This is a genomic window from Nakamurella sp. UYEF19, from assembly GCF_040546275.1.
Taxonomy (GTDB): domain Bacteria; phylum Actinomycetota; class Actinomycetes; order Mycobacteriales; family Nakamurellaceae; genus Nakamurella.
In genome coordinates, this window is record NZ_JBEPNO010000007.1 from 23,872 (window position 1) to 36,475 (window position 12,604).

The window sequence follows — 12,604 nt, forward strand, 5'->3', positions numbered from 1 at the left end:
GCACGACTCAGAACGGTGGTTGGTTCGGGTCGGGGTATTGGCGGGCTTTGTCGGCTGCCAGTTGTAGGCCGTAGGCGATGGGGTCGAAGCGTCTGAGGGTGTTGTTGTTCTGGGTGCGGAACCGTTCGTAGGAGCCGGCGGCGGCGATGTCTTCTTCGATGCGGGCGTTGAACTCTTCCTGCGTCTCCTGGTCGTCTTCGTCGGCGGGCCGGGGGTCTGTGTCCGTGCCGAGGCGGTAGACGAAGGTAGAACGGTGGTCGAGTTTGATCCGTTGCGCCTTCAGCAGCCGGGTGTTCTCGGCTTCGGCGGCGTCGCGGCGTGCGATGAGGATTTTGGTTTGTTCGGCGTGACTCTGTGCGGTGCTGCCGCCGTCGAGGATGACCGGAGATGGGTGCACGCAGGGGCAGCACTCATGGTGGTCGGTATCGACGACATCTGTTTGCTGCGAGCTGTTCTGGCCGTCGGCGGGATCTGGTCGTTCGTGGTCGGGGATGGCGAATTCTTTGGGGTGGTCGACGTAGTGGTGGCCGGTGGGGCTGGTCCACAGCATGGTCAATCCGTCGTCGGCGCTGCGGGTGGCGGTCCAGTCGGTGAACGTTTTCAGGAAGTGATGGTGCCTGGACAGCGGGTCGAGACTTTTCGCGTCGGTCTGCCCACCCGTTCTGGGATGCTGGTGATCGAACGATTCCCGGTGGTCCAGGTCGCACAGTGGTCCGGGGATCCGGCAGGACGGGAAGCGGCAGGTCCCGGCGGCGGTGAGCACCTGATCGGTCGCCGTCTGGGTGGGGATGTATGTCGGAACAGGCGCGGTGGAACCCACCGCCATCGCCTGCCCCTGCTCGTTGACGACGATGACCGCGAGGGATCGGATGGACGTTTTCATCGCGAGCGCGAGGTGGGCGGGCAGGAATCCGTGTCCGGTGAGTTCGGCGGGGTCCTGGTTGAACTCGGTGAACGCGGCCAGGCTCATGGTCAGGTTGAAGTGGGCACCCCGCCCGTGGTGCTTGGCGACCTTCGACAGTTTCTTGCCTGGCCGCGAGGTATCTGGCTGCGCGGTGATCGGCTGCGGCGCAACGGGAACGGCCGGCTCGGTGGGCTGGGGCGCTGCAGGCTGGGCCATGGCGGGTACCGCAACTTCGACCGACGCGGCGATCGCATCGCTTTCGTTGGCGGGGTTCGCCTCTCCGGGCTGAACGGCAGGGTCCTCGACAACCTCGACGGGGCCGACATTGTCGTCGACCTCGACCTCGACCTCGACCTCGACCTCGACCTCGGCATCGACGTCGGCATCGGCATCGGCATCGGCATCGGCATCGACGTCTGTCGGCTCCTCAACAGGAAGAGTCTCGGCGAGAGTGTCTGCAGTGGTGGCGGTTTCGGCTGGGGCGGTGTCTGCAGTGGTGGCGGTTTCGGCTGGGGCGGTGTCTGCAGTGGTGGCGGTTTCGGCTGGGGCGGTGTCTGCATTGTCCGGGGTGCAGGTGTCGCGGAGGTCGACGAACCCGTTGGCCAGGATCTGCAGGCACATGTCGACCAGGGCGTCGGCGCGGCACGCGGCGATGCCCCGTTCGTCCATCCCGACGGTGGCTTTGGCGATCCGGTCCAAAAGGTCGAACACGGCGACGGCGCCTTCGGCGGTCAGGTGCGCCCGGATCATCCCCATCCCGTCGACGCTGGGGGTGTGGTCGACGAACCGGTCCTTGCGGGCCTTGTCGGCCCGTTTCTTCGACGCGGTGGGGTCGGCCTGGATGACGCGGAGGTCGATCATCGGGCGCAGCAGCCCCGGGGTGCGGGTTTCGGCCAGCGGCAGCACTTTCGCCTCCACCGCGGTGCGCAGGGTGGGGTCGAGGTTGGCGGTGCGTTCGGCGATCATCCGGGCCCGGGGTAGGTCGATCCGGCCGGCCTTCAACGCCGCGAGGGTCGCCGGCAACTCCTGCACCAACTCCACCGCGGCGGACACCCGCCGGGATGCGCCCAGCGGCGATTGGTGCAGGGCGGCGCTGACCTCCGCGGCGGCCATGTCCTGGGCCCGTTCGGCGATCAGCACGCTCATCGCTTCCGGGTCGACCAGCCCGCCGGGCCTGTTGGCCAGGCCGGTGTGGTCGATCAAACCGTCGATCAGCTTCGTCATGGATCCGCAGCGGCCGGGTGTGGCGAACTCCGCGACCGCGGCGATCTGCACGGCCTGCAGGTGGGAGATCAGCCGGTTCGCCGCGACGATCAGATCCGGCAACTCCGCCGGCGTCAGGTCCGCCGGGACAGCGGAGGTGACCCAGCCGAAGGTGTCGCCAACTGGCACAGCAGTCGGCTGGGCAGCGGATTCACCGGCAGGCTCGCACTGCGCGGAAGGACCATGGTCGATCCGGTCGCCATCGCCATCATGCGCTGTCATGTCGCTACCCCCTCCCCTGTTCGGCTAATTCGGTTCATCTCGAACTATTGTTCGAGTATATCCTCTTTCTGGTTGTGGTGCAACCTTTTTCGCCCCACAACGCCGTAGTGCGCGAGGTTCCACCACGCCACTTCCCGTACCGTGCCGCACACCGCCGGCTCTATCCCGCGCCCCGTTTCCACTGCGCAAATCAAGACGCCGAGGATGCCGCACCCCGTCAAAAAGACAACCCAGCACCCTGCCGAACACCCAACCCACGAAGCGACGCAGCAATCCGGCACCAACGGCGACATAGGGGCGCATAGGGGTGTGGCAGAGGTCCACGGGCTCCCTACCGTCAGTGCATCACCGCATCCAGGTCATCGACAGACGGAGATCTCCGCCCAGGAAACGAGGAATCATGCCCGACAAGAATGGCTGGCGAATTCACCGGGAAGATCCGTCAGGCGATCTCGTCCTGGCCGTTGACTTTCCGGTCGGCGGACGCGGCGAGGCCGGCTTCAACGAGTTCGCACCCCTGCTGTCCGGTTCTTTCGCAGTCTGGGAGACGCTGCCGCTCTGCACCAGCGAGGGCGAGGTGTCCGGCCGCGCCGAGATCGAGCGCTGGCTGCCCGAGGTTCGAGGAAGCGGACGAACAGTGGTGGCCATTCTGAGCTTCTGCGCCGGTGCAGCTTTCGTGGAGCAACTCGCCGCCGGAATCGTGCAGTGGCAGGAACACACCCCCGAGCTGATCCTCTTCGACCCCGAGGTTCCCGGGCCGTTGACGCTGCAGACCCAGCTGGTTCGTGGGATCTCCCGGTTCGCGCCGCTGTTCTCCGACGAGGAGAACGCTGCGCACCTCCAGCACGCCGAGCAGGCCCTCGCACTCTGCAACGGCAACATCGAAGAACTGCTGTCGATGGCCATCGAGGACTTCCACCGGGTGGCCGAGATCGGCTTCCCCCGCGCCGGTATCGATCTGAAGTACGGCCGGGAGATGATGAACGCCTTCGACTGGTTCACCCGCTACCTGGTGGGCGGTGCCCAGCTCAAGCAGGACTGGCATTGGCCGACGGCGACGGCGATCACGTCGCGCACCCCCACCAGCGGCCTCAACCAGGTCGACGCGGAGTTCCGCGGTGACGTGGTCGCCCGCGAGCTGCACGTGGATGTGGACCACGTCGGCATGCTGGCCGAGAGCAGCGTCGCCGAGCTCGTCGCCAGTCTGCTCGTCCGCACCGCGACCGTCTGACCCACAACGTCTGACCCACAAACGTCTGACCGACACACGCCTGACCGACACACGCCTGAAGGACAGGGAAATGACCCTCATCGCGACCGATACCGACGTCCCGACCACCCTGATCCCATCGGGCGACCCGACCGCCGCGGCGACAGCAGCAGCAGCGGCGACAACGGCAGCCGCGGCGACAACGGCAGCCGCACCGACGACCGCCGGGCAGAAGGCGAAGGCGCTCTGGTTGCTGGAGAAATTCGCGCCCGGAAGCGGCGGGGTGAACAGCCTGTCCATCACCGTGCGGGTGACCGGGCGGCTGGACGTGCCGGCCACCGAGCGGGCCCTGATCGCCGTGGTGGCGCAGCACGAGAGCATGTCGACGGTCTTCCTGCCGACCGATGACGGTCTGTTGCAGCAGGTGCTGGCGCCGGAGGACATCGACCTCCGGGTCGCACAGGCTGACTTCACCGTCGGAATACCGGCCGAGGTCGAGCTGCAATCGTTTGTCGGCTGCGAGTTCACCTTCGACGGAACACCTCTGGTCCGGGCGAGAATCCTGCACGAAGCGGAATCGGACGTGCTGTGCGTGGTCCTGCACCACCTGATCTTCGATACGGTCTCGGCCACCGTCTTCCTCGGCGAGTTCGTGCAGGCCTACAGCATTGCCACCGAGGACGCCGACATCACCGATGATGACTGGGATTTCGAGGTCGCCGAGATACCCGACCGGGTGCCGCCGCTGGTCGAGGTACCGCCCTCGGAGCGCAGCGAGCGGTTCTGGGACCAGCAGTTGGCCAACTTCGAGACCGTCTCCCCTGGCTTGTGGATCGGCGAGGACGCCGGCGCCAGCACCACTCTGGTCGGCGGCGTGGTGACGAGGCCGCTGTCGGCCGAGGCGGTCGCAGTGGTCCACGAGTTGCAGGAGGACCTCCGTGCGTCGGAGGCAGTCGTGCTCCTCGCCGCCTACTACGCCCTCTTGGCACGGCATGGCGGCGGCCCGGATCTGGTCATCGGCACACCGGTCAACGTGCGGCCGGCCGACGGGGCGGACGCCATCGGCTATCACGTCAACGTGGTCCCCCTGCGCGCCCAGGTCGATCTGACCGCCGGCTTCGACACGCTGGTGAAGAAGTGCCGCAGCGTCTTCATGAACTCGATCACCCACTCCGACGTACCGGTCGACGCCCTGATGGACCGGGTGGTCCGCAAGGACTCCGGTTGGCGCAACACGCTTTTCCGTCATGTGTTCAACTACGTCCCCGGCACCGGAGCGCCGGGCTTCAGCCTCGGTGACCTGCCGGCGAGCGTGCTCGCGGTCGAGAACGGCTTCAGCAAATTCGATCTCGAGCTCTTCGTGCTGACCGGCCCGGACGGTATCACCCTGCGGACCGCTTACCACACCGAGGCCTTCACGCCGCTGCAGGTCGAATTGCTGGTGGATCGGCTCGAGGCGCTGCTGCTGTCCGCCGGCCGGGATCGCAGCGGTCCGTTGATCGGTCTGAACATGCTGGGCGAACGAGATCTGGCTGTCACGCAGAGGTCCAACTCGACGGGTGCTCCAACGGCCGAGTCGGTTCTGCGGCTGTTCCTGGACCGGGCACGGAGCGACCCGGACGCGATCGCCGTATCCGACGGGCAGGTACGGACCAGCTACGGCCAGCTCGCCTCGGCGGCGATTCGCAACGGTTCCATGCTGGTGGCCAGCGGAGTGCAGCCCGGCGACGTGGTCGCGGTGGCCGGCCCGCGGAGCGCGGAACTGGCCGCGGCCGCCTTCGGCACCTGGATCGCCGGCGCCGCCTATCTCGCCATCGACCCCAGCCATCCGATCGAACGCATCCGCCATCAGCTCGACGACTCCGGTACACCTCTGGTGCTGTGCGCGCCCGGCACCTCGCTGCCGTCGGCCGAGGGCGTCACCGTCATCCATTACCTCGACACCAGTGGACAGGTCGCGACGGCAGCGGAGATCGCCGCCGTCCGGATCCCGGACGACATCGAACTGGCCTACGAGCTGTACACCTCCGGGTCCACCGGTCGCCCGAAAGGCACACTGCTCAGTCACGGCAACCTGAACAATCTGATTGCGGCGTTCACCGAGCGGCTCAACGCCGACCAGGCGACCAGCGTGCTGTGGTCGACCACCTTTTCCTTCGACATCTCGACGCTGGAACTGTTCCTTCCGCTGACAGCGGGCGGTCGGTTGGTCGTCGCCTCGGATGCCCTCCGGCACAACGGTTCGGCCGTGGCCGACTTGGTGCTGGAGCAGAACGTGCAGGTCCTGCAGGCCACCCCGACGGTCTGGCGGATGCTGATCGAATCGGTCGGCTCCACGCTGGCCGGACGGACCGTGCTGTGCGGCGGCGAGCCACTACCACCCGCGTTGGCCACCCAACTGCTGGACGCCGGCGCCGACCTGCACAACGTCTACGGGCCCACCGAGACCTGCATCTGGTCCACGGCCGGCACGGTGTCGCCCGGCGAACTGCCGACGGTCACCGTCGGCAGCCCGCTGCGCAACACCCGGCTCTTCGTCGCCGATCCACACGGGGCCGACGCCGGCCTGCTGGTGCCTGGCGAGCTGTGCATCGCCGGGGCGGGTGTCGGGCTCGGCTACCACCGGCGTGACGAGCTCACCGCGGAACGCTTCGGTGAGCGTCCGGACCTCGGACGGTTCTACCGAACCGGCGACCGTGCCCGATGGCTGGCCGACGGCCGCATGGAACTGCTCGGCCGCGCCGATCGTCAGGTCAAGGTGCGAGGGGTCCGGATCGAACTGAGCGAGATCGAAGCGGTCCTCATCGAGCACCCCGACGTCCGGAACGCGGCGGTGCTGCTGCACGACGACAACGGTCAGGGCCAGGATCTGGTCGCCTTCGTCGAGCCGTCGGCCGGAGCCACCATCGCCACCGACGAACTCTGGCAGCACGCGGGCACCCGGCTGGCCAAGGCCACCGTCCCAAACCTGTACTTCCCGGTCGACGCGCTGCCGACCAACGGGGCAGCCAAGATCGACTACCCGGCCCTGGCCCGGCAGATCGACGGCCGGAAGCAGGAAGCAGCAAGGGCCGCGTCAGCGACGGCGGCCGACGATCAGACAGCGGGAACCACGGCCCAAGACCAGTTCGGCCTCGACCCGATGGTCGACCGGTTGAAGGGTTTGTGGTCGGAGGTTTTGGGGCGCAACGACATCCAGTCCGACGCAAACTTCTTCAACCACGGCGGACACTCCCTGCTGGCGGTCAAGCTGGTGCAGTCGATCGCCGAGATGACCGGCACGGACGTGCCTTTGACCGAACTGTTCGCCACCCCGACCCCGAGGGGAGTCGCCGATCTCCTTCGCCAACTGACCGGATCACGCCGGTCCTGACGAACAGCGGGGCAACCACCTCCGAAGTCGATACCATCGGGCTGCCAGACTCAGCACTGGCAAGTCGCCGATCGCCGACCAAGGAGGGGAACACGTTGATCCGGATCCTGCTGGCCGAGGACACGAACATGGTGCGCGGTGCGCTCGTGGCACTGCTGAACCTGGAATCAGACCTCGAAGTCGTGGCAGAGGTGGACAACGGCGATCTGATCGAGCCGACGGCCCTGCGGGTGAAACCCGACGTCGCCGTGCTGGACATCGACCTACCCGGTCTCGACGGGCTGAGCGCTGCGATGCGGCTGCACGAGGTGCTGCCGAGCTGTCGCACACTGATGCTGACCAGCCTCGGTCGTCCGGGGACGCTGCGCCGAGCGCTCAACGCCCAGGTGACTGGTTTCCTGCTCAAGGACGCCCCGCCGAGCCAGCTGGCCGAATCGGTGCGCAAGGTGGCACGGGGCGAGCGGGTGATCGACAAGGAGCTGGCCCTGGCGGCCTGGGACAGTCGCGAGAACCCGCTCACCGCAAGGGAGATGGAGGTTCTCCAGCTGGCCGCCGTCGGCGCGGAGGTTTCCGAGATCGCCAAGAGCCTCTATCTGTCGGCCGGCACAGTCCGGAACTACCTGACCACGATCCTGAGCAAGCTCAACGCCCGCAACCGGCTGGATGCGGTCCGGCTGGCCACCGAGGCAGGCTGGCTCATCTGACCGTCCCGGAGCCGCGCTTCTCCACCTCAGGCTTCTGTCCGAAGACGGCCGGCGCGACCGGAACCACTGTCGCTCGCTCCTGGGCCGCAGTGGATCGCTCGCCGAAAAGACCTCGCGAGATGGTCGGAGACGGTTCGACGGGGACGGTCGCCGTCAGGCGGAATCTGGACTGCTCGTCGACCGTGACGTCGAGGCGGCCGCCCACGCTCTGCAGACGCGCCCGCAGGTTGCCGACCCCACCGATCCCGTCACCGTGCATGTCGTCCGGCGGGGACGCGGCGAACTCCTCGGACAGACCGTCGTTGGCAATAACCAGCATCGCTTCGGTGGAGGTCCGGGTGAAGGTGATCCAGCAGTGTTCGGCCTTGCTGTGCCGGAGCAGATTCGTCACGCCCTCGCGGACGACGGTGGCCAGCACGGTATCGATGTCCCTGGGGAGCCGGGCGTCCTGGACCGTCAACTCGACGCTGATGCCCGCGGATTCCAACATGGCCGACGCCGTGGTGGTCTGCGCGGCCAGTGACAGGTCCCGGTAGCTCCGGGCGACCGACCGCACATCGGAGAGGGCCTGTCGGGAGACACCGAGGATGGCCTCGAGGTTCGCCTGGGCGGCATCGGGATCGACCCGCATCAGGCGATACGCCAGTTCACCCTTGAGGGTGATGGCGGACAGGCTGTAGCCCAGCAGGTCATGCAGATCGCGGGAGAATCTGGTCCGTTCCTGCTCGACGGCGAGATCGGCGATGTCCTGGCGGGCTTCGTACAATTGGCCCACCAATGCGGCCAATTGCGTGACCGAGTACACGGTCAGCGTAGTCAGGATGTTCGCAATCAGTAAGTATGCGATCAGTCCGAAAGGCAGTGGCACTGGAGCTCTCAGAGCCACGACCAGGACGAGGCCGAGGCCGACCACCGAAAGAATCCAGCTCACCGGAGAGGGCAGTAGCAGCAGAATGGAGGCGAGCAGCAGGCCGACCATTCCGCCCCACTCATAACCGAATTCGAAAGGGGGAACGAACGTCACCACCGCCTGGACGGCCAGCAATGCCGCCGTCCGCCAGCGTGGCCGAAGGCGCGCCGAGGGCAGCGAGTTGACCGCCTGTATCAGCACGGTGACGGTCACGAAGCCGATCGCCCGCCAGGTTTCGGCCAGCGTCAGATTCGGGAGCTCGAACACGTTGATGAGCTGCACGGCGGTGACGGCCACCAGCACGCTGACCAACAACACCCTCGCCAGCCGGACCGCGGCCACCGAAGATCCAGACAATTCACCCATCGTCACTCCGAGCCCCTGCCATTTCCCTCGTCCACCCGGACGTCGCCCTGCTCCTCGTCGGAATCAGGCCGATTGTAGAACCATCGGATCACCGATTTGTGACGTCCAACCGCCGGGTCGTGAACCACAGATTGAGCATTCACATATTGGCCCCCGCGCTTGGTAGAGACTTTATCGGGACTCGGTCCGACCCTGGTGTCGATCGGTGCAGAAAGATCATCCGATCTTCATCGGCCGGCCATCCGCATCACTGTCCTCCGCAAAACCGCCGGCCACCGTCCCGCCGATCAACATGCCGGCACCGAGCAGATACTCCACCACGGCGATCACGATCGGCCGGGCCACCGTGACCTGCCGGGCGATGGCATCGACGTCGAGGCCGCGGCCCAGCGTGCCGACGACGGCGCCGGCTTCCGGGCGGTGCAGCTGCACCCGCAGCGCCGAACGTCCGGACTCCAACTGGAGGCCCCGTCCGGGAACGAACCTCATGACGGTGTGACGCGACCACCGGATGCGGACGGGTAGGGGCATCCGGGTCATCACCACCGACGGTGCGCTGGTGACCAGCGACAGCAGGGGCCCACCGGTGTCGGTGGCCCCCAGCGAGCAGACCAGCAGGTGCGACGCGTCGAGCAGGACAGTGCCGAGATCCTCGCCGTGCGCGGCGACATTGCTCAGCCGCACCGGGCCCATCACCATCCGGTTCAGCGCCTCACGGACGACGGGCGCCGGATTCTCCACCAGCAACGATCCCTGCCTGCCCGCCAGCAGTAGGTCGGTGCCGGCCTGCTCGGTGACCGTGACGTCGTCGCGGAGGGACCACAACTCGACCGGCTCAGCGCCGACCGAACCGAGGTCCAGCGACTGATGGTTCACGGGATGCTCCCCCTGTCGCGTGCTGTCGAGCCTCGGACCGGTTCGATCGATGTGGGCCTACCGGAGGAACGGTACGAGGAGAGGAACGGTTCGAATCAAATGAAGATGGGGATGGGATTGAGGTCCGCATATGCCGTCGGTTCACGGAGTCGACCGAGCAGAACGGGCACGTCGAACAGCCGTCCGGGGGCGAACCTGGACCAGAACGGACGCAGGCCGGGGACGAGGACCTTCACCACCGGGAGGCCGATGTCCGGCCGCGTCTGGTCCAGCACCAGCACCTCGAGGCCGTGTCGATCGGTGAGCGTCACGATGGCCTGGATGTCCTGAGCCAGATCCGAACGCGGTTCGTACTGGAAGTCCGGCAGCCGGCGGACCCCCAGCGCAGGGTCGGGAAGGAGATAGGCCTGGTTCTCCACGGTGGCGTACCGGTACCAGCGATCGGCTTCCGGATCGGCGACCCGGAACAGGAGATCCCCGCTCGCGCGTCGCAGCACACCCGGCAGCATCTGGGCGAGCTCGGCCACCGCGCGTCGCACCGCCACCTGGGGATCGAAATGGGCACCGAAGCCGAAGACGATGTCCTGTCTCTGGTCGTCGATCCGACGCGAGAGAGCCACCATCACCGGAACTCCCAGATCGGAAGTCAGGTCGAGGACCCACATCTCGCGGTTGGCCTCCCGATGCGTCAGGACCTGTCCGCGGACCCAGTCGTCACCGCAGGAGTCCAGGTCGACCGCCGCGGCGCGGGTGCGGTTGTACCACCACAGGGCCACCGCGTCGCGCTCGACCAGTTCCAGGAAGCCCTGCACGATGGCGTCCTCGAGGCAGCTCCCAGCCGCGTTCCCGTTCGAGTCGGCGGTCGCCATCCTGGCGCCGGCCGGGGGCTCGAGGTCGCATTCGGGCGAGCCGTCGAAATAGAGCATCGAGGTCGGCAGGTAGCGGTGGCGGTGGCGGGACAGCGACCAGACCGGGGTCCAGTCCACCTGGGCCCGCTCGTCGAACTGGTCGTCGACCTGCTCGAAAAGCGGGGTGGATGCGTCCGTGCTGCCGAACTGGCGCTCGTCGAAGAGCAGGACGTCATTGGGGTGGATCGCCGACTCCGCCAGATCGACGAACGAGGCCCGCACCCGCAGCTCGTCGCCCTGCAGCTGACCGCTGTACCGCTCCAGGGATTCGCAGAGCGCGCTCACCTTGGCATCCAGATCGGTGGCCCCCTTGCCCCCGCAGAGCGCACGAAGGCCGGACCGGAGATCCGCGGCATCACGGGAGCGGGCGGCCGGATTGCGCTGCGCCGTATAGCAGTGCATGCCCTCCCCCACCCGCTCCTCACGGTGCAGTTCGCGGACCACGCCGGTCAGTTGATCGACGAGATGCCCGTAGGCGGCCAGCACCTGGGCGGGCGAGGCGGATCGGTGTCCGTTGCCGGAGGACCACGCCTTCGTCACTGATCTGATCGTCAGCGGTGTCGCCGTCCGGCGAGCGATCAATCCCGGATCTCCGCAGGTCGGGCACTGTGGCCGGGGGTGGACGGGGTGGGTGACGACACCGCCGGTGACGGAGTCGAAGGCCTGGATCCGCTGCTCGGCCCCGCCGGCGCCGGCCAGCCAGGCGCTGACGGCGAGGGCGACGAGGTGGGCGGCCAGGCCCTGGGTCACACCGGTGTGGGCGGCCGGCGCCCGCACCGGACCATCCTGTCGCAGAGCACGCCGGACCGGCAGTTCGGTGGCACGGTTGGCGCGCAGCCGCCAGGACAGACAGCTCCAGCAGGCACCGATCCCGGCGGTGAAGAACGGGCCGAAGGTCGGGGTGGCACCGCAGATCTTGGCCACCACCCATGACCGCCCGGCTGCGGCGAAACTGCGATCCAGCAGTGCGAGCTCCGGACGGAGGTAGTCATCGGTGAGGACGACGACCAACCTGTTCCGTCTCTCTGATCCGTCCGGAAAGCTCTGTGCAGCAGCATCTTCGGCTGACTCGACCAGCGGCCACGCACCGGCCGGATGTTCGATGGCCTCGATCCCGTCCTCCGCCAGCACCCGGGCGAGCGCGATCCCGCTGGTCGAGCCAAGGCAGACGATGTCGACCCTGGCCACGGCCTGACGGGCCAGCGCGGCCGAGCCGTCGAGGCCGGCGAGGTCCCAATATGCCTCGGCGGCCAGTGCCCGATCGGCGGCGGCCGGGTCATCATCAAGCAGGGACTGGCCCGACGGATCGGTGTGGTACCGCACCAGCCCGGCTTTCATCAATTCGCCGAGCACCCGCCCGAGCTGCTCGGCCGGCATCCGCGGCCCGAGGGTGGCCAGCACATCGGCCAGGTCGCGGGTGCCGTCCAGGAGCGGCACCACCTCGGCGACGTGGTCACCGTGCAGTGCCGTCACGCCGGCGTCGGAGATCAGATAGGTGGCGTCCCCCGGAACGACCTCGGCCCGGATGTGCCTCTTGAAACCGAGAAACGGGGCGGGACGACGGTCGTCCATGGCTCAGGCGGCCAGCAGTTCCGGACGGCTCTGCGACTTCCAGCAGATCCAGCAGTAGCCCGGCACGATAGCGGCGTCGATCCCGGTCAGCTTGTCGTTGACGACGGTGGGTGCAGCAGCTCCGTCGAGGTCGGGAATCGGCTCGTTCTCGGCCAGCTCGAGGCCGAACTCGGCCAGCACCGCGCGGGGGTCTGCGGCATAGCGCTGGGTCAGACCTTGGTCCAGGTAACTACCAGCAACGAGCTGGACGAAGCGCCAATCGGAGGTCATTGTCGAGGTGCTCATGGCGAATGCCT

At 67.4% G+C, this 12,604-nt stretch carries 8 protein-coding genes; 3 read left to right on the plus strand and 5 right to left on the minus strand.

Features of this window, described 5'->3' with window-relative positions; translation table 11 throughout:
• Positions 1-7 precede the first annotated feature (7 nt).
• Positions 8-2,389 carry a DUF222 domain-containing protein gene (locus tag ABIB25_RS12010; protein ID WP_354528691.1) on the minus strand — a complete coding sequence of 794 codons (2,382 nt, stop codon included), beginning with the start codon at positions 2,387-2,389 and terminating at the stop codon, positions 8-10.
• A 400-nt stretch (positions 2,390-2,789) separates the two neighbouring features.
• On the opposite strand from ABIB25_RS12010, the gene ABIB25_RS12015 reads away from it, so the two are divergent.
• From ABIB25_RS12015 to ABIB25_RS12025, 3 genes are all read left to right on the plus strand, one after another.
• Positions 2,790-3,620 carry a hypothetical protein gene (locus ABIB25_RS12015; RefSeq protein WP_354528692.1) on the plus strand — a complete coding sequence of 277 codons (831 nt, stop codon included), beginning with the start codon at positions 2,790-2,792 and terminating at the stop codon, positions 3,618-3,620.
• A gap of 70 nt (positions 3,621-3,690) precedes the next feature.
• A complete protein-coding gene (locus ABIB25_RS12020; protein ID WP_354528693.1) occupies positions 3,691-6,972 on the plus strand; it encodes a non-ribosomal peptide synthetase in 3,282 nt (1,093 codons plus the stop codon).
• A 95-nt stretch (positions 6,973-7,067) separates the two neighbouring features.
• Positions 7,068-7,676 carry a response regulator transcription factor gene (locus tag ABIB25_RS12025; protein WP_354528694.1) on the plus strand — a complete coding sequence of 203 codons (609 nt, stop codon included), beginning with the start codon at positions 7,068-7,070 and terminating at the stop codon, positions 7,674-7,676.
• Here ABIB25_RS12025 and ABIB25_RS12030 read toward each other — a convergent pair.
• The 4 genes from ABIB25_RS12030 to ABIB25_RS12045 form a co-directional block, all read right to left on the minus strand.
• On the minus strand, positions 7,669-8,952 hold the full coding sequence (locus ABIB25_RS12030) for a sensor histidine kinase (protein ID WP_354528695.1): 1,284 nt from the start codon (positions 8,950-8,952) through the stop codon (positions 7,669-7,671). The two genes, ABIB25_RS12025 and ABIB25_RS12030, sit on opposite strands and share 8 nt — an antisense overlap.
• Positions 8,953-9,168: 216 nt before the next feature.
• Complete coding sequence (locus ABIB25_RS12035; RefSeq protein WP_354528696.1) at positions 9,169-9,828, minus strand: hypothetical protein; 660 nt, start codon at positions 9,826-9,828, stop codon at positions 9,169-9,171.
• A gap of 95 nt (positions 9,829-9,923) precedes the next feature.
• Positions 9,924-12,308 (minus strand): TOMM precursor leader peptide-binding protein, encoded by a 2,385-nt coding sequence (locus ABIB25_RS12040; protein ID WP_354528697.1) that lies wholly within the window; start codon positions 12,306-12,308, stop codon positions 9,924-9,926.
• A gap of 3 nt (positions 12,309-12,311) precedes the next feature.
• Positions 12,312-12,593, minus strand: a complete 282-nt coding sequence (locus tag ABIB25_RS12045; protein ID WP_354528698.1) for a hypothetical protein — start codon at positions 12,591-12,593, stop codon at positions 12,312-12,314.
• Between the last annotated feature and the right edge of the window lie 11 nt (positions 12,594-12,604).